Origin of the sequence: Muricoccus roseus (genome assembly GCF_900141905.1) — a bacterium.
GTDB classification, from domain to species: Bacteria; Pseudomonadota; Alphaproteobacteria; order Acetobacterales; family Acetobacteraceae; genus Roseomonas; species Roseomonas rosea.
In genome coordinates this window covers 250946-270870 of sequence record NZ_FQZF01000004.1, presented here as the reverse complement: position 1 = coordinate 270870, position 19925 = coordinate 250946, and the positions used below count along the sequence as shown (strand labels likewise).

At 71.4% G+C, this 19925-nt stretch carries 18 protein-coding genes; 9 read left to right on the top strand and 9 right to left on the bottom strand.

Features of this window, described 5'->3' with window-relative positions; translation table 11 throughout:
- The 3 genes from BUB97_RS04995 to BUB97_RS04985 form a co-directional block, all read right to left on the bottom strand.
- A partial coding sequence (locus BUB97_RS04995; protein WP_175562560.1) for a transposase occupies window positions 1–250 on the bottom strand: 250 nt, incomplete at its 3' end.
- Window positions 251–467: 217 nt separating this feature from the next.
- Window positions 468–1448 (bottom strand): Bug family tripartite tricarboxylate transporter substrate binding protein, encoded by a 981-nt coding sequence (locus BUB97_RS04990; RefSeq protein WP_073132170.1) that lies wholly within the window; start codon window positions 1446–1448, stop codon window positions 468–470.
- Between the two features lie 36 nt (window positions 1449–1484).
- Window positions 1485–2930 (bottom strand): FAD-binding oxidoreductase, encoded by a 1446-nt coding sequence (locus BUB97_RS04985; protein WP_073132168.1) that lies wholly within the window; start codon window positions 2928–2930, stop codon window positions 1485–1487.
- A gap of 374 nt (window positions 2931–3304) precedes the next feature.
- On the opposite strand from BUB97_RS04985, the gene BUB97_RS04980 reads away from it, so the two are divergent.
- The 4 genes from BUB97_RS04980 to BUB97_RS04965 all read left to right on the top strand — a co-directional run bounded on the left by BUB97_RS04980 (window position 3305) and on the right by BUB97_RS04965 (window position 7415).
- On the top strand, window positions 3305–4276 hold the full coding sequence (locus BUB97_RS04980; RefSeq protein ID WP_073132166.1) for a 2-keto-3-deoxygluconate permease: 972 nt from the start codon (window positions 3305–3307) through the stop codon (window positions 4274–4276).
- 13 nt (window positions 4277–4289) lie between these two features.
- Entirely contained in the window at window positions 4290–5543 is a 1254-nt protein-coding gene (locus BUB97_RS04975) for a four-carbon acid sugar kinase family protein (protein WP_073132164.1), read from the top strand.
- Window positions 5540–6571 (top strand): 4-hydroxythreonine-4-phosphate dehydrogenase PdxA, encoded by a 1032-nt coding sequence (gene pdxA, locus BUB97_RS04970; RefSeq protein ID WP_073132161.1) that lies wholly within the window; start codon window positions 5540–5542, stop codon window positions 6569–6571. Before BUB97_RS04975 ends, pdxA begins: the two co-directional genes overlap by 4 nt.
- Before the next feature lie 94 nt (window positions 6572–6665).
- On the top strand, window positions 6666–7415 hold the full coding sequence (locus BUB97_RS04965; protein WP_073132159.1) for a DeoR/GlpR family DNA-binding transcription regulator: 750 nt from the start codon (window positions 6666–6668) through the stop codon (window positions 7413–7415).
- 168 nt (window positions 7416–7583) lie between these two features.
- On the opposite strand, the gene BUB97_RS04960 is transcribed toward BUB97_RS04965, so the two are convergent.
- Complete coding sequence (locus BUB97_RS04960) at window positions 7584–8117, bottom strand: MOSC domain-containing protein (protein ID WP_086061908.1); 534 nt, start codon at window positions 8115–8117, stop codon at window positions 7584–7586.
- Window positions 8118–8144: 27 nt separating this feature from the next.
- A complete protein-coding gene (locus tag BUB97_RS04955; protein WP_073132157.1) occupies window positions 8145–8600 on the bottom strand; it encodes an opioid growth factor receptor-related protein in 456 nt (151 codons plus the stop codon).
- A gap of 173 nt (window positions 8601–8773) precedes the next feature.
- On the opposite strand from BUB97_RS04955, the gene BUB97_RS04950 reads away from it, so the two are divergent.
- Entirely contained in the window at window positions 8774–9061 is a 288-nt protein-coding gene (locus BUB97_RS04950) for a GNAT family N-acetyltransferase (protein WP_073132154.1), read from the top strand.
- A 6-nt stretch (window positions 9062–9067) separates the two neighbouring features.
- On the opposite strand, the gene BUB97_RS04945 is transcribed toward BUB97_RS04950, so the two are convergent.
- A complete protein-coding gene (locus BUB97_RS04945; RefSeq protein WP_086061907.1) occupies window positions 9068–9970 on the bottom strand; it encodes a fatty acid desaturase in 903 nt (300 codons plus the stop codon).
- Between the two features lie 117 nt (window positions 9971–10087).
- Between BUB97_RS04945 and BUB97_RS04940 the strand changes: the two genes are divergently transcribed.
- From BUB97_RS04940 to BUB97_RS04930, 3 genes are read left to right on the top strand one after another with little or no spacing between them, the layout of a single operon-like run.
- On the top strand, window positions 10088–10897 hold the full coding sequence (locus BUB97_RS04940) for an ABC transporter ATP-binding protein (RefSeq protein ID WP_086061906.1): 810 nt from the start codon (window positions 10088–10090) through the stop codon (window positions 10895–10897).
- Complete coding sequence (locus BUB97_RS04935) at window positions 10894–11706, top strand: ABC transporter permease (RefSeq protein WP_073132152.1); 813 nt, start codon at window positions 10894–10896, stop codon at window positions 11704–11706. Before BUB97_RS04940 ends, BUB97_RS04935 begins: the two co-directional genes overlap by 4 nt.
- A 54-nt stretch (window positions 11707–11760) precedes the next feature.
- The gene (locus BUB97_RS04930) at window positions 11761–12552 is read left to right on the top strand and encodes a DUF3750 domain-containing protein (protein ID WP_073132247.1); all 792 of its coding nucleotides are present in this window, start codon (window positions 11761–11763) and stop codon (window positions 12550–12552) included.
- Window positions 12553–12788: 236 nt separating this feature from the next.
- Here BUB97_RS04930 and BUB97_RS04925 read toward each other — a convergent pair whose 3' ends face one another.
- From BUB97_RS04925 to BUB97_RS04915, 3 genes are all read right to left on the bottom strand, one after another.
- Complete coding sequence (locus tag BUB97_RS04925; RefSeq protein ID WP_073132150.1) at window positions 12789–13739, bottom strand: D-2-hydroxyacid dehydrogenase family protein; 951 nt, start codon at window positions 13737–13739, stop codon at window positions 12789–12791.
- The gene (locus tag BUB97_RS04920; RefSeq protein ID WP_073132148.1) at window positions 13736–15439 is read right to left on the bottom strand and encodes an IlvD/Edd family dehydratase; all 1704 of its coding nucleotides are present in this window, start codon (window positions 15437–15439) and stop codon (window positions 13736–13738) included. The genes BUB97_RS04925 and BUB97_RS04920 overlap by 4 nt, the downstream gene beginning before the upstream one ends.
- Window positions 15440–15536: 97 nt before the next feature.
- Window positions 15537–16472 carry a LysR family transcriptional regulator gene (locus BUB97_RS04915; protein ID WP_073132146.1) on the bottom strand — a complete coding sequence of 312 codons (936 nt, stop codon included), beginning with the start codon at window positions 16470–16472 and terminating at the stop codon, window positions 15537–15539.
- Window positions 16473–16582: 110 nt separating this feature from the next.
- On the opposite strand from BUB97_RS04915, the gene BUB97_RS04910 reads away from it, so the two are divergent.
- Window positions 16583–19915 carry a molybdopterin-dependent oxidoreductase gene (locus BUB97_RS04910; protein WP_073132144.1) on the top strand — a complete coding sequence of 1111 codons (3333 nt, stop codon included), beginning with the start codon at window positions 16583–16585 and terminating at the stop codon, window positions 19913–19915.
- Window positions 19916–19925 lie beyond the last annotated feature (10 nt).

The window sequence follows — 19925 nt, the reverse complement described above, 5'->3', positions numbered from 1 at the left end:
TCTGCTCCATCAGCTGCCGCTCGGAGCGGACCGAGAACAGGATCTGGATCAGGCTCGCTCGGATCAGCCGCTCGGGCGCAATCGAGGGGCGGCCGAAGTCGGTGTAAAGCACCTCGAAATCGGCATCCAGGCTGGCCAGCGCCTCGTTCACCACCTGCCGGATCTTGCGCAGGGGATGCCGCGCCGGGATGCGCGCCTCAAGATCGACGTAGCTGAACAGCGACCCGCTCGTCTCGTCCGTCCCCCGCATCATCAACCCCGCGGTTGCCCTGCGGAGGTGAATCATGTTCCTCAAATCGCGTCGAGGGCCGACTTCTTCAGCAACCTGCTAGACCTCAGACGCACCGTCAGTCGGGCGATTCAAACTCGAAGAAAAAGATGATGGGTCGAAGGCACTGCCTTCGACGGGTCCGGGGAGAGGAAGAATTCCTTCTTCCTCTCCCCGGGACAGACCGTCAGCGGCGAGATCAGTCCGCCGAGGCGCCGGACTTCTCGATCGTCTCGCGCCACATCGGGCGTTCGCGCGCCGCGCGGGCGGCGGCGTCGGCGGCCGTGGTCCAGATCGGCTTGGCGCCGACCCGGGCGAAGCGATCGCGCTGGGTCGTGTCGTCCACGGTGGCCTTCAGCGCGGCGTTCAGCTTCTCCACCACCGCATCCGGCGTCGCGGCCGGGGCGACGCATCCGCCCCAGACGGTGACGACGAAGTTGTCGATCCCGCCTTCGGTCATGGTGGGCACCTGCGGCATGGTGGGCCAGCGCTCCGCGCTGGTCACGCCCAGGGCGCGGATCTGCCCGGCCTCGACGAGCGCCTGGTAGGAGGCGACGCCGTCGATCGCGAAGTCGATGTCACCGCTCAGCAGCGCCGGCTGGATCTGCGCGGCACCGCGATAGGGCACGTGCACCGCCTCAATCCCGAGCCGGCTGAACAGCATGGCGGAGGAGAGATGCGTGGTGGTGCCCACGCCGGTGGAGCCATAGGTGACGCCGCCGCGCTTGGCCTTCGCCCAGGTGATGAATTCCGGCAGCGTCTTCGCCGGCACCTTGCCCGGCGCCACCACGGCGATGTTCGGGAACTCCCAGCCCAGCGAGATCGGGCGGAGGTCCCTCTCCACGTCATAGGGGACGGACTTGTAGAGATACTGGTTGATCGAGAAGTTGCTGACCGTGCCGGCGCCGATCGTGTAGCCGTCCGGCGCCGCCTTCGCGACCGCGTCGATGCCGATATTGCCGCTCGCGCCCGGCCGGTTCTCGATCACCACGGGCTGGCCGAGCGTGCTGCTCATATGCTCGGCATAGAGCCGGGCGATCACGTCCGTGGCGCCGCCGGGCGGGTAGGGAACGATCAGCCGCACGGGGCGCGTGGGCCAGTTGGCTCCCTGGGCTCGGGCGATGGACGGAAGGGCGAGCGCCGACCCGAAGGCGGTCCCGAGAAGCGTGCGACGATTCATGACGCGGTTTCCTCTTGAGCCAAGCATGCGGGCCATTCAGGCCTCGGGGGGAAGAACCTTGCCGGGATTCATCATCCCGGCGGGGTCGAGCAGCGCCTTGATGCGGCGCATGAGCGCGATCTCGGCCGGGTCGGTCACCCGGCCCAGCCGCGCGCGGTTGCTAAGGCCGATGCCATGCTCGGCGCTGATGACGCCGCCCAGCGCCGCGGTCTCGTCATCGACGACGGCGTTGATCCGCGCGGCCACCGGGGCGGCCGCGGCGCCATCGGGGAAGCGCGCGGGATCGAGGATGGCGAGGACGTGGATGTTGCCGTCGCCGATATGGCCATGCATCACCACGCGGGCCGCCGGCATCGCCTCGAGGATCCGCCGCTCCACGTTGCGGGCGAAGAGCGCCTGGTTCTCCAGCGGCACCACGCTATCGTGGCTGACGACGTAGCCGGCGCGCTTGCTGCCCTCCGAGACGGAATGGCGGATCTTCCAGAGCGCATGGGCCTGGGCCCCGCTCTCTGCGATCACGGCATCCGTCACCAGCCCCTCCTCGAAGGCGGCGCCCAGCACCTCCTCGAGCGGCGTGCGCAGGTCGGTGCCGGCGAGCGTGTCGGTGAGTTCGATCAGCAGGTACCAGGGGGCCTCGAGCGCGAAGGGAATGGCCACGTCCGGCACATGCTCGGCGATCACCTCGATCTGGCCGCGCGACATGGCCTCCAGGCTCGCCAGCCGGTCGCCCACCGCATCACGCAGGCGGCCCATCAGGGTCAGCGCCGCCTCGATCTCCGGCAGCGCCACCATGGCCAGGGCGGAGACCCGCGGGCGGGGGAAGAGCTTGAGCGAGGCGGCGGTGATGATGCCCAGCGTGCCCTCGGCCCCGATGAAGAGCTGCTTCAGGTCATAGCCGCTGGAATTCTTGCGCAGGCCCTGCAGGCGGTTCAGCACCGTGCCGTCGGGCAGCACCACCTCCAGCCCCAGCACCAGCTCCCGCGTGGTGCCATAGCGCAGCACGGCGGTGCCGCCGGCATTGGTGGCGATGTTGCCGCCGATCTGGCAGCTGCCCTCGGCCCCGAGGCTGAGGGGGAAGAGCCGGTCCACCCCCGCCGCCGCCTCCTGGATGGTCTGCAGGATGCAGCCGGCCTCCACCGTGACGGAGTTGGCGAGCGGGCTGATGGCGCGGATGCGGTTCAGTCGGTCCAGGCGCAGCACCACGCTGTGCCCCGAGGCGTCTGGCGTGGCCGCGCCGCACATGCCCGTATTGCCGCCCTGCGGCACAAGGGCGACGCCGTGGCGTGCGCAGAGCCTCACCACCTCTGCCACCTCGGCGGTGCTGGCAGGCTTCACCACGGCGGCGGCCCGGCCGTGATAACGGCCGCGCCAGTCCACCACATAGGGCTCCTGGTCCTCGTCAGGGGTGGTGACATAGGGGCGGCCCAGCAGGGCCGCGAGTTCCTCGACCAGGGCAGCGTTGTCGGAGACGGCGACACTCATCGCGCGGGGCGGCTCCATCTTGTGGGCGCGGGGAGGCGGCCTGGCTGGTTCACGCATTCCTCCCGAACCCGGTGTGACGACCCTGCACCCCGGAGGGGCAGTCCTATACATGACTGGATTAGGCGCCCGCTATTGCGCGCACTACGCAGAAATGTCGAGAGCAAACCCGGTGACCACGGCCGGTTCTCTTTCGAAAGCTCCGTTCGGTGACGCGATCCGCATTGTGCAGCGCAGCATTCTGCCTCCCATCTCCGTTTCGCTCAAATCGCGCAAAAATTCCGTTGACTTCGCGTGGCCCGAGGCGGAAGCAGGGCCGGATGTCGCGCATCCAGCGCGAGGGCGCCGCCTTTCACGGGCGTCACTGGAGAAGTTCCATGCAGATCCCGATCAAGCGCGCCATCGAACGTGTCCCAGGCGGCATGATGGTCGTGCCCCTCGCGCTGGGGGCAATCATCGCCACCCTCTTCCCCACCACGCCGAAGTTCTTCGGCTCCTTCACCGGCGCGCTCTTCACCGGATCCCTGCCGATCCTCGCCGTGTTCTACGTGTGCATGGGCGCCAGCATCGACTTCAAGGCGACCCCCTACATCCTGAAGAAGGGCGGCACGCTGCTGGCCACGAAGGTCGGCATCGCCGCCCTGCTCGGCATCGTCGTCGGCCAGTTCCTGGGAGAGGCCCCGGTGGCCGCCGGCGTCTTCGCCGGCCTCTCCACCCTCGCGATCGTCGCCGCCATGAACGACACGAATGGCGGCCTCTACATGGCGCTGATGGGCCAGTACGGCGAGCCGCGCGACGTCGGCGCCTACACGGTGATGACGCTCGAATCCGGCCCCTTCCTGACCATGGTCACGCTCGGCGTGGCCGGCCTCTCGGCCTTTGAATGGCCCGTTCTGGTCGGCGCCATCCTGCCTCTGCTCGTCGGCATGCTCATCGGCAACCTGGACCGCGAGATGCGGGAGTTCCTCAGCCGCGCCATCCCGGTGATGATTCCCTTCTTCGCCTTCGCCCTCGGCGCCGGGCTGGACCTGACGAAGGTGTGGCAGGCCGGCCTGCTCGGCCTCGGCCTCGGCGTGGCGGTGGTCGTGATCACCGGCACCGCCCTCTTCCTCGCGGACCGGGCGATCGGCGGTTCCGGCGTGGCGGGCGTGGCGGCGGCTTCCACCGCCGGCAATGCGGCGGCGGTGCCCGCGATCGTCGCGGCGAACAACCCCGCCTATGCCGATGCGGCCCCGGCGGCCACCATCCTCGTCTCGGCCTGCGTCATCGTCACCGCCATCCTCGTCCCGCCCGTGACGGCCTGGGTCGCCCGCCGCTTCGGCCCGGCGCGCCTGAACACCACGGCCTGAGGACGGGGACGGCATGACCCGCGACTGGCTGATCCTCGCCGATGATCTGACAGGCGCCGCCGATTGCGGCATCGCCTTCGCGCGGCGCGGGCTGGAAGCCTCGGTCGGCTGGCACGGCGCCGCCGCGGCCACCGGCAGCGCGGTGCTGGCGGTGGATGCTGACAGCCGCCGCCTCTCCCCGGGGGAAGCGGCGGCGCGCCATGTCGCCCTGCTCCAGGCCCGGCACCGGCCGGGGCAGGGGCTGATCAAGAAGATCGATTCCACCCTGCGCGGCCAGCCCGCCGCGGAACTGGCCGCCACCTGCCGCGCCCTGCGCGCGGCCGGTCGCCCGGCCCTGGCCATCCTCGCCCCCGCCTTTCCCGCCACCGGCCGCACCACCGAGGGCGGGCGCGTGCACATGAATGGCGCGCCGTTGGAGACCACGCCGCTCTGGGCGCGCGACCACACCTATGACAGCGCGGTGCTGACCGAGGTGCTGGCCTCCGTCGGCCTCAGCGCAAGGCTCGTCCCGCTCGCCCTACTGCGGCAGGGCGATGCGGCGGTGGCCGAGGCGCTGCGCGCCGCCATCGCGGAAGGGCTGGACGCCGTGGTCTGCGACGCGGCCGCGCCCGAGGATCTGGACATCCTCGCCCGCGCCAGCCTGCCCCTGGCCGGCGATGTCTTCTGGGTCGGCTCCGGCGGCATCGCCGCCGCGCTGGCCGCCGCCCTGCCGGGAAGCGCCGCCCCGCCGACGAGCCTTCCATCCCTGCGCGGGGGCGTGCTGATCGTCGTCGGGAGCATCGCCGAGGCCTCCCGCGCCGCCGCCGCGCGCCTCGTCGCGGAGGGCGCCGCCACCCTCTTCGAGGTGCCGGTGGGCCTGTTGCGGGCCGGCTCCACCGACCCGCGCTGGGCGCCCCTCGGCGCGGCCATGGCGGATTCGCTGGCCGCCGGCCGCGACACGCTGGTGCTGATCGCCGATGCCTCGGCGGCCGACCTCTCCCAGGGCGCGGCCCTGGCCTCCGCCCTGGCCGAGCTTCTCGCCCCGGCCGGGGCCCGCATGGGCGCCCTCTTCGCCACGGGCGGCGAGACGGCCTGCGCCCTGCTGAGCCATCTCGGCGTGCATGGAATCCGCCTGCTGGAGGAGGTCGAGGCCGGCGTGCCGCTCGGCATCACGCAGGGGGCGATCGAGGTGCCGGTGATGACCAAGGCCGGCGCCTTCGGCAATGACGGAACCATCCTGCGCAGCCTCTCCCGGCTGCGCGACCTGACAACGGAACGCGCGACATGAGCCAGACCGAAGCCAAGACCGATGGGCGTCCCGTCGTCGCCATCACCATGGGCGACGCCTCCGGCATCGGGCCGGAGATCATCATGAAGGCCCTGGCGCGGGAGGACGTCTATGCGATGTGCCGCCCGCTGGTGGTGGGCGAGGCGACCCGCCTGCGCGAAGCCGATGCGGTGGTGAAGACCGGCCTGCAGGTGCGGGCGCTGCAGACGCCGGCCGGCGCGCGCTACGAGCGCGGCACGGTGGACGTGATTGACCTCGGCCTCATCCCCGCCGGCCATCCCTTCGGCCAGCTCTCCCCTTTGTCCGGTGAGGGCGCCTATCGCTACATCGAGCGCGCGACGCGGCTGGTCGAGGCCGGCGAGGCGGATGCCATCTGCACCGCCCCGCTCTCGAAGGAGGCGCTGCACGCGGCCGGCCACAAGTATCCCGGCCATACCGAGCTGCTGGCGCACCTGACCGGCACGCCCGAGGTCTCGATGATGCTGGTGGCGCCGAAGCTGCGCGTCATCCATGTGACCACGCATATCGGCCTGATGGACGCCATCCGCAGGATCGAGCCGGGGCTGGTGGAGCGCGTGATCGCGCGCGGCCATGCCACGCTGGTGAAGTCCGGCATCGCGGATCCGCGCATCGGCGTCTGCGGCATCAACCCGCATGCGGGCGAGAACGGGCTTTTCGGCCAAGGCGAGGAGGAGGAGAAGATCATCCCCGCCGTGAAGGCCTGCCAGGCCAAGGGCTGGAAGGTGGAGGGCCCGCTGCCGGCCGACACGCTGTTCTTCCGCGCCGCCCGCGGCGACTTCGACCTGGTGGTGGCGATGTATCACGACCAGGGCCATGGCCCGGTGAAGGTGATGGGCCTGGAAGCCGGCGTGAACATCACCGTGGGCCTGCCCGTCATCCGCACCTCGGTTGACCACGGCACGGCCTTCGACATCGCGGGCAAGGGCATCGCCGATGAGGGCTCGCTGGTGGAGGCGCTGAAGCAGGCGGTGGAGCTCGCGCCGAAGCGGGCGATGCAGGCGGCCTGATCCCGATGGAGCCCGGGGGCTTCGCCTCCCGGGCGCCGCGCGGCGCGGGTCCGGGCTCGCCGCCCCGGCGGAAGCATCCTAGGTTCCACACACGATGAGACGCCGGCGCACCCGCCACGACGAGATCCTGGCCGCCATCGCGAGCGGCGACGCGGATGTGGAGGTGCTCGCGGCACGCTTCGGCGTTTCCGCCTCCACCATCCGCCGCGACCTGAACGCGCTCTCGGCCAGGCGGGCCATCGCGCGCACCTATGGCGGCGCCATCCTGGCCGCGCCGGCATCCGAGATGAGCCTGCGCGCGCGCACCGCGCAGCACCGCGCCGCCAAGGCGGCCATCGCCCAGGCGGCACTCTCGCTGATCGAGGGCGGGACGATCATCCTCGACGGCGGCTCGACGGTGGAGGCGCTGGGGCGGCTGCTGCGCGGGCGGGCCCTGCGCGTGGTGACCACGAACCTGCCCCTGATCCCCGTGCTGGCGGATTCGCCGGGGATGGAGCTGGTGGTGCTCGGCGGCACGGTGCGGCCCATCAGCGGCAGCACGGTGGGCCCGCTGGCCGAGGCGACGCTGCGGCATGTCACGGCGGATCGCGTCTTCATGAGCGGGGATGGCGTCATGCCAGGCCGCGGGGTCTGCGAGGCCACGCTCGAACAGGTCTCGCTCAAATCGCTGATGATGCGCCAAGCGCGGGAAGTGGTGGTGCTGGCCGATGCCTCGAAGCTGGGGCGGGACGGCCAGCCCTTCTGGGCGCCGCTCCCCCTCGGCTGGACCCTCGTGACGGATGCGCCGGAATCCGCATGCGCGCCCTTCGCCGAGGAAGGCGCCCGCGTGATCCGCGTGGGCTGAGTGACCGTTTGAGAATGCGGCGGGTCGGTCTGCCGGGTCTTTTCACGCCGGATCGGCGCGTCCCGTTTTCGCCGACAGCCCCGCTATCGGCTTCACCGGCCCACGCGCCCGACCCGAAAATCCCTCGGCAGGCCCTGCGCCGCCGCATTCTCAAACGGTCACTGAAGCTCAGTCCTCTCCGTCCAGCAGGCGCAGGACGGGATCGTCCAGGCGGATCAGCCCGCCCTCCAGCACCCGCGCGGTGATGCCGCCATGCCCCCGCGTGGCGTTGTAGCCGCCCGCGCCCAGCTCCTCCTCCATGCGGGAGCACGGGTGGCATTCGCCCGAATACTCCAGCACCGCCTCGCCGATCCGGAAGCGCCGCTGCTTCAGCGCGGCCAGGTTCAGCCCGGATACCACGATGTTCCGGCGCAGCCGCTCCGGCGCGACATTCTCCAGCGACAGATAGCCCGCGACGGCGCGGAGATGCTCCACGGCGACGAGCGTCACCTGCCGGGCGCCATTGCGGTTGCTGGCATAGCGATCCCCTGCCAGCCCCTGGCCGGGCTCGGCCATGGCGGAGGCGACCGCCTCGACCGGCGCGCGGCGCGCCGGCCGCAGGCCGATCCAGGCCACGCGTCCGGGCGCGACCGGCCCATCGATGAGCCGGGCGAGCATGGAGCCCGGGGCGGGAGCATGGGACCGGCCGTCATCGCGCGTCATGAGGGGCTTCTAGCCTGGCGGCGCCGCTCAGCCGAGGGCCCGTGCCCAGTGGCGCAGGCTGTCGTCATTCACCGCATGCCCCGCGGCGGCGTTGCGCGCCGTGATGGCGTCATGAAAGGCGGCAGCCGCCTCCCTGCCGAGCAGCTCGCGCGTCGCCGCGATGATCCGGGTGATCCGCAGGTGGTTGTGATCGAAGCGGGTCAGCCAGTGGTCGGTCTCCGCATAGAACCGGCTCATGCGCCCGAGCGCGGCCCGCAGGCCCTTCAGCGCCCGGGGATCGGCCCGGATGGCGGATGCCTCCTCGGGGCTCAGCACAGGCGAGCCCGGCACGGCCCGGCTCGGCTCCGGCAGGGGAAAGAGCCACTGGATGAAGTCATGGCGGGCTTCGAGCCGACCGTCGTCGAAAGCCAGGACATCGCGGAGGAAACGCCCCTGGCTGTCCGGCCCCTCGCCGCGCAGGAAACGCAGGATCCTGTCTGCCATATGCATCTCCCAACCCCATCGGCATGGCCCCGGCCCTGGGGCAGCGGGGCCGTGATGTTGAACGCCGCAGGGACCTGCGGGGCCGGGGGAGACCCGCCCGCCCGCAGCCGGGGTGGCGCGGGGCACCGAAACTGGGGAGAAAGGCGGCCCGCTTTCCGCCAGGAGCTTCCCGCATGACGACCGAGGTCACCGACAACGCCGCGCGCCACCGGTTCGAGCTGGATGTGGACGGGACGACCGCGATCATCGCCTATCGCCGGGCCGGGGCCGGCGTGCTCGAACTGGTCCACACGGAGGTGCCGGAAAACCTGTCCGGCCAGGGCGTGGGCTCACGCCTCGTCAAAGGCGCGCTCGACCTGATCCGCGCGGAGGGGGCGAAGGTGATCCCCAGCTGCTCCTTCGTCGCCGCCTTTATCCAGCGCCACCCCGAATATGCGGACATGGTGGCCGCGCGGGGCTGACGCGCCTTACCCCGTCTGGCGCAGCGCCCGGATATGGTCGCGGTGCCAGCGGACATAGCCCGGCCCCACCTGGCCCAGCCGGTCCCGCAGCAGCTCATGCGCGTCTCGCAGGCGGTGGAAGGGGATGAAGGGGTAGAGGTGGTGCTCGGCGTGGAAGGGCATCTCCCACATCAGCAGGCGCACCGGCGCCACGGTCAGCATGGTGCGGGTGTTGGTCAGCCCGTTGGCATCCTCGGTGCAGCCGGTGTGCTCGGTCAGCAGATAGAGGCGCAGCAGCGGCTGGCCGAGAAGCTGCGGCCCCACCCAGAACAGCAGCACCGCCTCCCAGCCGAAGGCGAGGCCCGCCGCCAGGGCCAGGGCCAGCGTCAGCGCCGAACCGGCCCGGATGCTCGCGATGACGCGCGGCGCCACGGCCGGGTGGATGAAGGGATAGGCGGAGAGATCCCCCCGCCAGCCTCTGGCCCAGACCGTGAGCTGCGCCTTCCAATAGGTCAGCCCCACCACACGGGCGAGATAGGCCGGCAGGTCGCCCGGCGGGGGCGGCGACAGCTCCGGGTCGTTCTCCGGATCCTGCGTGTGCTTGTGATGGGCCAGGTGGAACTGCTGGTAGAAGTGCCAGTTCCGCAGCGCGGTCAGCGCCACCAGCCAGCCCAGCACGGCATTCGCGCGGCGGGATTTGAAGGCGGTGTAGTGGCAGGTCTCGTGCAAAGGCGCGAACAGGGCTGCCTGCACCGCCCCGGCGAGCAGCATGGCCGGCAGCACCAGCATGCCCGGCGCCACGGCAACCAGCCAGCCCGTGGCCAGGATCAACCCCAGATGGATCGCGGCACGGGCGGCGCCCCGCGCGTTGGACCGGGTGTTGAGATGCATCATCTCCCGCGGCTTCGGTGCCGCCATCGCCATGCCCATGCCGCTGCTCCCTGCCGCTTCGTACCATGGGCAAGCAAGAGCCGCGCCGCCGCCCGGCCCCGCCTGCCCCTCGAAGGCTTGCGCAACAGGGCCGGACCCGCCAGGAGAATCCCTCCGATGGCCGATCCAAGCCCGACCGAGACCAATGGCACGCCGGGCCTGGCCGGCGCTGCGGCGCCCCGCGCGCCGGCGGCCGTCCGCCTGCGCGGCGTCTCCAAGCGCTATGCCAACGGCACCCTCGCCGTGGAAGGGCTCGACCTCGACATCGCCGCGGGCAGCTTCGTCAGCCTTCTCGGCCCGTCCGGCTGCGGCAAGAGCACCCTGCTGCGCATGGTGGCCGGGCTCGCCCCGCTTTCGACCGGCCGGATCGAATGGCCCGGCGCCACGCCCCGTCTCGGCTTCGTCTTCCAGGAACCCACGCTGATGCCCTGGCAGACGGCGCTGGATAACGTGGCCCTGCCCCTGAAGCTGGCCGGCATGGCCCAGGCCGAGCGCCAACGGCGGGCGCGTGAGATGCTGGCTCTGGTCGGCCTTTCCGAGGCGGCAAGCAGCTATCCCCGCGAGTTGTCGGGGGGCATGCGGATGCGCGTCTCCATCGCCCGCGCCCTGGTCACCCAGCCCGACCTCCTGCTGCTGGATGAGCCCTTCGCCGCGCTGGACGAGATCACGCGTTTCCGCCTGAACAACGACCTGCTGCGGCTGTGGGAGGCGCATCGCTTCACTGCGGTCTTCGTCACCCACTCCGTCTTCGAATCCGTCTATCTGTCCGAACGTGTGGTGGTCATGGCAGGGGGTCCCGGGCGCCTGCACGCCGACCTGCCCATCCCGGCCCCACCCCGCCGCGACGAGGCCTTCCGCACCTCGCCCTCCTATGCCGGGCTCTGCCGAGCCGTCTCGGAAGCGCTTGCTGGGGCCATGGCCGCATGAGCACGCCCCGCCTCCTCGGCCTGCCGCGGGACGTCTGGCCGCGCATCCTCGCGCCGCTGATGATGGGCATGATCCTGCTCGGCGCCTGGGAATTCGCCGTGCGGCATTTCGGCGTGCCCGCCTATGTGGTGCCGGGGCCGGTGCTCATCGGCCAGGCCCTGGTGGCGGACTGGCCCAGCCTTGCCGCCGCGCTGGTCGTCACCCTCCGCATCACCGTGCTGGCGCTGCTGGTGGCGGTCACGGCCGGTGTCCTGCTCGCGCTACTGTTCAGCCAATCCAAATGGGTGGAGATGACCTTCCTGCCCTATGCGGTGATCCTGCAGGTGACGCCGATCGTCGCCATCGCGCCGCTGATCATCATCTGGGTGGACAACGTCCAGGCGGCGCTGCTGATCTGCGCCTGGATTGTCGCCTTCTTCCCCATCGTCTCCAACACCACCATCGGGCTGAACAGCACGGACCGGAACCTGGTGGACCTGTTCCGGCTCTACGGCGCCACGCGATGGCAGACCCTGTTGCAGCTCCGGCTTCCGGCCGCCATGCCCTTCTTCCTCGCCGGGCTCAGGATCTCGGGCGGCCTCTCGCTGATCGGGGCGATCGTGGCGGAATTCGTGGCCGGGGCCGGCGGTGCCAGTTCCGGCCTCGCCTACCGCATCCTGGAGGCAGGCTACCAGCTGCAGATCCCCCGCATGTTCGCGGCCCTGGCCCTGATCTCCCTGGCGGGGGTGGTGATCTTCCTTTCCCTCTCCCTCCTGTCGCACCTCCTCCTGCGCCGCTGGCATGAGAGCGCCATGAGCCCCGATCGTTGAGTGACCACTGAACGGGTTGCGCTTCGCAGCCCCGCCACAAACATGGCGGGGAGCATGACGATCCTCAAAGCCGCGCTGCTGCTCTTCGCCGTCTTCTACCTTCTGCCCCTCGGCATCTCCGCCGCGCTCTACCAGACCCGCATGGCCGGAACGGACTGGTGGAACGCCGACCGCTCCAGCGCCGGCCTCCTTCCGCCCGCGCGCAGCCCGGGCGCGGTGGTGCGCGTCTTCGCGGCCCCCACGGTGCGCTGGCGCGGCATCTTCGCCGTGCATTGCTGGATCGTCTTCAAGCCCGAAGGCGCCACGGCCTATACCCGCTACGACTACACCGCCTGGGGAGACCCCATCCGCCTGAACGGCTTCGCGCCCGACGGCCGCTGGTTCGGGCAGGTGCCGGAGGTGGTCTATGCGGCCGATGGCCCCGCCGCGGCGGCGATGATCCCGCGCATGCAGGCCGCCATCGCGGGCTATGCCTGGCGCAACCTCGGCGACTACCGCGCCTGGCCCGGGCCGAATTCCAACACCTTCGTCGCCGCCGTGCTGGATTCCATCCCCGGCATCGGCGTCACCCTGCCGCCGAACGCCATCGGCAAGGACTACCCCCATGACGGGCGCTGGCTCCGCCCCTCGCCCTCCGGCACAGGCTTCCGCCTGTCCCTCGGCGGCTATGGGGGCCTCACCCTGGGCTGGGTGGAAGGGCTGGAGGTGAACATCCTCGGCGCCGTCGCCGGAATCGACCTCCGCCGCCCCGCGATCAAGCTGCCAGGGCTGGGGCGGATCGGGATGCGCGGGCCGGACGGATCAGGCGTGCCCACACCGGTCGCGGCCTCTTCGGGGACGGATTGAGGGGGTGGAAGCTGATTGAGGGCTCCGCCCTCAACCCGCCAAGGGCCTGAGGCCCTTGGAACCCCGTCTGACTGCCGTGGATACCTTGATCGAAGGGGTCTCTGGTTGCTGGGCGCTTTTCCTGCCTTTGCAGTCGCCTCGGGTCGATGACCCGAGGCGCACCGTCAGCCCGGTGATTCCAAACTTGAAAAAGAAGATGATGGAGAGAGGTCCGGGGAGATCAGAACCCGCCGAGATCAGATCACCCGGATAGGCGCCCCCGCCAGATAGGCCGCGATATCCTCCACTGCCCCCTTGTAGAAGGTGGCGAGGTTGCCCCGCGTGACATAGCCGAGATGCGGCGTCAGCACCGTGTTGGGAAGCGCGGCGATGGAGGCCCCGGCCGGGAGCGGCTCGTCGTCGAACACGTCGAGCGCCGCGCCGGCGATGCGGCCCTCGCGCAGCGCCGCTTCCAGCGCGGCGCCATCCACCAGCGGCCCGCGCGAGGTGTTCACGAGGAAGGCGCCCGGCTTCATCAGCGAGAGCTCCGCCGCGCCGATGGTGTGGCGGGAGCGTTCGGAGAGGACGAGGTGCAGGGTCACCACATCGGCCTCCCGCAGCAGCGCTTCCTTCTCCACCCGCTCCGCGCCATGGGGGGCGGCGGTTTCGGCCGTCAGGTTCTGGCTCCAGGCGATCACGCGCATCCCGAAGGCCAGCGCCACCTTGGCCACGCGCTGCCCCTGCTTGCCCAGGCCGATCACGCCCAGGGTCCGGCCCTCCAGCCCCTCGCCCAGCGCGGTCTGCCACCGCCCCTCGCGCAGGCTTCGGTCCTGCGCCGGGATGTCCCGCACGAGGGCCAGGATCAGCCCCCAGGTCAGCTCCGCCGTCTGCGAGGCGCCGCCGCCCGTGCCGCAGAAGGTGATGCCGCGCTCCTTCAGCGCAGCCGAATCCACGGAAAGGTTCCGCCCGGCCGTGGTGATGAGCAGCTTCAGCCTCGGCAGGCGCTCGATCAGGCTGCGCGGAAAAGGCGTGCGCTCCCGCATCAGCACGATGGCGTCATAGGGCGCGAGCCGCGCGGCGAGCGCGTCCTCGTCCTTGATCGTGTCGCGGAACACATCCACGGGCACGCCGAGCGAAGCCCAATCCGCCAGGGAGAGCGCGACGCCCTGATAATCATCGAGGATGGCGATGCGGCTGAGGCTGTTCATGCGGGGTCGTCCTCGCCGGCCAGGAAGTCGAAGTCGCAGCCGCGGTCCGCCTGCAACACGGTGTCGTGGAACAGCTTGGCATAGCCGCGCTTCGGCGCCGGCCGGGGCGGCGCCACCTCCGTGCGGCGGCTCTCCAGCTCCGCGTCCTCCACCAGCAGCATGAGGCTGCGCTTCTCCACATCCAGTTCGATCCGGTCGCCGGTGCGCACCAGGGCGAGCGGGCCGCCCACCGCGGCCTCGGGCGTGACATGCAGCACGATGGTGCCGAAGGCCGTGCCGGACATGCGGGCATCAGAGATGCGGACCATGTCCTTCACCCCGGCCTGGGCCAGCTTCTTCGGGATGGGCAGGTAGCCGGCCTCCGGCATGCCCGGGGCGCCCTTCGGCCCGGCATTGCGCAGCACCAGCACGTCGTCCGCGTTCACGTCCAGCGCCGGATCGTCCACGCGGTTCGTCATGTCCTCGACGCTGTCGAACACCACGGCGCGGCCGGTATGCTGCAGCAGGGCGGGCGTCGCCGCCGCGTGCTTGATCACCGCCCCGTCCGGGCAGAGGTTGCCGCGCAGCACCGCCATGCCGCCGGTCTTCTTCAGCGGCTCGGTCCGCGGGCGGATGACGGTCTGGCCCGGAACATCCTCGGCCAGGGCAAGGTAATCGGCCAGCGTGCCGCCCAGCACGGTCGGCGCGTCCAGGTCCAGGAACGGCTCCAGCTCCTGCAGCAGCCGCGGCACGCCGCCGGCGTGGTGCAGATGCTCCATGTAGTGGTCGCCCGAGGGCTTGAGGTCCACCAGAACCGGCACCTCTCGGCCAATCTCGTCGAACTCCTCCAGATCCACCCGCAGCCCGACTCGGCCCGCGATGGCGGCCAGGTGCACCAGCCCGTTGGTCGAGCCGCCGATCGCCTGCAGCACGGCCATGGCGTTCCGCAGCGAGCCCTTGGTCAGCAAGGCCTTCGGGGCGGGGCCGCCGCGCCGGGCCATTTCCACGGCCACCCGCCCGGTCGCCTCGCCGCAGCGCAGGCGCTCGGCATGGGGCGCGGGAATGGCCGCGCTATAGGGCAGGGAGAGGCCGAGCGCCTCGATCATGCAGGCCATGGTGCTGGCCGTGCCCATCACCATGCAGGTGCCGACCGAAGGTGCGAGCCGCCCGCTGATCACCTCGATCTCGGCCTCGTCGATCTTGCCCGCCCGGTGCTGCCCCCACATGCGCCGGCAATCCGTGCAGGCGCCCAGCACCTCGCCGCGGTGGTGGCCCACCACCATTGGCCCCACCGGCAGCACCACGGCCGGGATGCCGGCGGAGGCCGCGCCCATGATCTGCGCGGGCAGCGTCTTGTCGCAGCCGCCGATGAGCACCACCGCGTCCATCGGCTGGGCACGGACCATCTCCTCCGTGTCCATGGCCATGAGGTTGCGAAGGTACATGGAGGTGGGGTGCGCGAAGCTCTCGTGGATCGAGATGGTGGGGAAGGCCATGGGCAGCCCGCCCGAAAGCATCACGCCGCGCCGCACGGCCTCGATCAGCTGCGGCGCGTTGCCATGGCAGGGGTTGAAGTCCGATGCCGTGTCGGTGATGCCGACGATCGGACGGTCCAGCGCGTCATCCGAATAACCCGCCGCCTTGATGAAGGCCTTGCGGAGGAACAGCGAGAAGCCCGCATCCCCGTAGCTCGTCAGACCCTTGCGCAACCCACCGGCCATCTCGCGTTCCCTCGCTCCCCACCCGTTTCTCAGCCTTCGGCAGGGCCGTCGATCATGAGCGGCAAGGCCAGCCGGGTTGTCAATCTTCCCCCGGCCCTCAGGGCACCACGCCCTCCGGCGGCCGGGGTTCCGGCAGTTCCCGGGCCAGGCGACGGAACACCTCGGCCAGCGCCTCCACCGCGGGAGAAGGCGGCCGCTCCCGCGCATGCGCCAGCCCCACATCCATGCTCGGCACGTCGTCGACGAGCGCGATCCGGCGGATCCGGCCGGAATCATGGGACCAGCGGCGGAAGACGAGGTCGGAGAGGATGGTGACGCCCATCCCATGCGCGACGAGGTTCCGCACGCCCTCGACGGACTTGCTGCGGAAGACGGTGCGCGGCGCGAGACCGTAGCGGGCCCAGTAGCGCTGCACCGTCTCCACATGCTCATCCATGTCGAGCAGCACATAATCCCATTCCGCCACCTCGCGCAGCGTGAGGGAGGCTCGCCCGGCGAGCGGATGGTCCGCCGCTGTCCAGAGCCGGCGCGGCGAGCGGATGAGGATTTCGTGCGAGAGCTCCTCCACCCGCCTGAGATTGGAGACGAGCATCAGCGCTGCGTCGAACCGTCCCTGGAGCAGGCCGCCCTCGATCGCGGGCCGTTCCTCCTCCACCAGCTGCAGGGTGAGCAGCGGAAGCTGCCGCTGCACGGCACCCAGCCAGGCCGGCAGCAGGTATCCGGTGACCGTGTCCGTGACGGCCAGGGTGACCGAGCCCTCGACCGGGCGGACGGGGCGGCGCAGGTCGGCCGCGGCCTCGGCAGCGGCCGCGACAATGCCGCGGGCGTGGCGGTAGAGCCGCTCCCCCTCTGCCGTCGGGCCGAGCCGGCCCTGGTGGCGGGCGAGAAGCTGGGCCCCGGTCGCCTCCTCAAGTGCCTTGAGGGAGGCCGTCATCGAGGGCTGGGAGATGCGGCAGGCCGCCGCCGCCAGGGTCACGCTTCCCGCCTCCACGAAGGCGACGAAGTGCCGAAGCTGCTGGAGGGTGAACGACATAGAGAGAGGCTATATCGGTGTATCGGGCATAGCCAGCTTCCACCCGCCAGACCGATCCCGCATCATACCGCAACGAAGCCGCCACCACGCAGCGTAGAGGAGACGACAGGCTGAGCCGGATCCCGGGGTTCTGTACCCTTTGCCGCTCCCGCTGCGGCACATGGAACACCGTCGAGGACGGTCGCCTGGTGAAGGTGGAGGCCAATCCGGCCCACCCCACCGGCCGGGCGATCTGCGCCAAGGGCCGCGCGGCGCCGGAAATCGCGCATGGCTCCTGGCGCCTCGCCACGCCCCTGCGCCGCACCACGCCGAAGACCTCCGAGGATCCGGGCTGGGAGCCCATCACCTGGGATGCGGCCCTGGCGGAGATCGCCGGGCGGCTGGGCGCCATCCGGGCGGAAAGCGGGGCGGAGGCGGTGGGCTTCGCCGTCACCTCGCCCTCAGGCACGCCCATGGCGGATTCGATCGACTGGGTGGAGCGCTTCATCCGCGTCTTCGGCAGCCCCAACACCGCCTACGCGACCGAGATCTGCAACTGGCACAAGGACCACGCCCACGCCTTCACCTTCGGCGCGGGCATCGGCACGCCGGACTACGCGAATTCCGACCTGATCCTGCTCTGGGGCCACAACCCCGCCAGCACCTGGCTGGCCGAGGCCGGGGAGATCGCCGAGGCCCGCGCGCGCGGCGCCGCGCTGGTGGTCGTGGACCCGCGGCGGAATGCCCATGCGGCCGGGGCGCAGCACTGGCTGCGCGTGCGCCCCGGCACGGATGCGGCCCTCGCCCTCGGGCTGATCCATCTGATGCTGGCCCGGGAGGGCTATGACGAGGCCTTCCTGCGCGAATGGACCGACGCGCCCTTCCTCGTCGATGAGGGGACCGGGCTGCTTCTGCGCGCGGGCGAGCTGGGGTTGGAGGGGCCGGAAGCAGCGCCCGTCGTCCTGGATGCCCTCGCCGGCACCCCCATCGCCTATGACGCCGAGCGCCCCGCCGCCGCACAGCGCGCCGACCGCTTCGCCCTGCGCGGCGCCTTTACCCTGCCCACGCCGGGCGGGCCGATCCGCTGCCGCCCCGTGCTCGACCGGCTGGCGGAGGCCTGCGCTGCCTGGACGCCCGCGCGGGTCTCGGCCGTCACCACCATTCCCGAGGCCTCCATCCGCGCGGCCGCCGATGCGATCGGCCAGGCCCGCCGCGTCAGCTATTATTGCTGGACCGGCGTGGGGCAGAACGCCAACGCCACCCAGACCGACCGCGCCATCGCCATCCTCTATGCCCTGACCGGCAGCCTCGACCGTCTGGGCGGCAACCGGCACCTCGCGCGCCAGCCCGTGCGGGTCGTGAACGACCATGGCCTGCTGCCACCGGGCCAGGCGGCGAAGGCGCTGGGGATCGGGGAGCGCCCGCTCGGCCCGCCCGCGCGCGGCTGGGTCACGGCCGAGGATCTCCGCCGCGCCATCCTCGAGGGCGAGCCCTACCGCGTGCGGGGGCTGATGTCCTTCGGCGCCAACCTCCTGATCTCCCAGGCCGATCCGGCGCATTCCGCGGCGGCGCTGCGCGCGCTCGAATTCCACGTGCATTGCGACCTGAACGAAACCCCGACGGCCCGCTTCGCCGACATCCTGCTGCCCGTCAGCAGCCCCTGGGAGCGCGAGGGGCTGCGAATCGGCTTCGAGATCAATGCGGCGGCCGAGGAGCTGATCCAGCTCCGCCCCCGCATGGTCGAGCCGCTGGGCGAGGCACGCTCGGACATGGAGATCGTCTTCGCCCTCGCCACGCGCCTCGGCATGGGGGAGGCCTTCTTCGGCGGCAGCGTCGAGGCGGGGTGGAACCACATGCTGGCCCCCACCGGCATCACCGTGGCCGAGCTGCGCGCCAGCCCGGCCGGGCTGCGCCGCCCGCTGGAGCAGCGGGAACGGCGCTTCGCGCACCGGCTTGCCGAAGGCCAGCCCGCCTTCGCGACGCCGAGCGGCCGGGTGGAGCTTTATTCGGAGCGGCTGCTGCGCCACGGCCAGCCCGCCCTGCCCGGCTTCCGGCCGCCCGAGGCGCCGGACCCGGCCTTCCCTTTCATCCTGACCACCGCGAAGAGCGGCTATTACTGCCACAGCCAGCATCGCGGCATCGCCTCGCTCCGGCGCCGCGCGGCGGAGCCGGTGGCGGAGATGCATCCGGAGCTCGCCCGCGCGCAGGGAATCGCGGATGGCGGGTGGATGCAGGTGGAGACGCGCGCCGGCCGGGCCCGCTTCCGCGCCCGCTGGAACGACGCGCTGCACCCGGAGGTGGTGCTGGCCGATTACGGCTGGTGGGAGGCCTGCCCCGATCTCGGCCTGCCGGCGGAGCGGGCCAGCAACTACAACGCTCTGATCGACACGGCGCATACCGACGCCATCAGCGGCTCCGTCTCGCACAAGGGCGTGCCCTGCACCCTGCGCGCCCTGGCCGACACGGCCACCCCCTGGCCCGGCTTCCGGCCGCTGCGCGTGATGGCGACCGAGCGAGAGACGGAGGATGTCGTCTCGCTTCGCCTCGCCGCCCCGGATGGGGCGCCGCTGCCCCCCTTCCTTCCGGGCCAGCATCTCACGCTGCGCCTCGCCGAGGGGTCGATCATCCGCTCCTACTCGCTCTCGGACGCACCGGGCGGCGATTACCGCATCACCGTGCGGCGGGCCGGCGGGCCGGGATCGGACTGGGTGACGCGGCGGCTGGCGCCGGGCGACCTGGTGGAAGCGGGCGCGCCGTCCGGCCGCTTCGTCATCCCCTCCGTGGCGCCCTTCCCGGTGGTGCTGGTCGCGGCCGGCATCGGGATCACGCCCTTCATCGGCTATCTCGAATCCCTCCTCGGCCGGCCGGCGCCGCCCCGCGTCGTGCTGCACTACGGCAACCGCGACGGCACCACCCACGCCTTCCGCAACCGGCTGCGCGCGCTCGCCGCCCAGCTGCCCGGGCTGGAGGTGATCGACCATTACAGCCGCCCCCGCCCTTCGGATCGCGGCTTCCACCATGCCGGCCGGATCGGCGCCGCGAGCATCGGGGCCTCGCTCATCGAGGCCCGGGCCCGCTTCTATCTCTGCGGCCCGCCCGGCATGCTGCAGGCGGTGGCGGAAGGGCTGGTCGCGCGCGGCGTGCCGCGCTTCGAGATCTTCCAGGAGCTGTTCCAGGCCCTGCCCTCCGAGGACGCGGCCATCCCGGATACGCCGCGCGAGGTGCGCTTCGCCCGCTCCGGCCGCACCCTGCGCTGGCACCCGGCCGATGGCGCGCTGCTCGACCTCGCGGAGGCGCACGGGCTGCAGCTGCCCAGCGGCTGCCGGGTCGGCCAGTGCGAAAGCTGCGCGGTGCCCCGGATCGCCGGCCAAGTCCGGCACCTCGTGCCGCTCGCGGCCGAGGACCCCGACACCTGCCTCACCTGCCGGGCCGTGCCCCTGACGGACCTGGTGCTGGACGCATGACCCCTTCCCG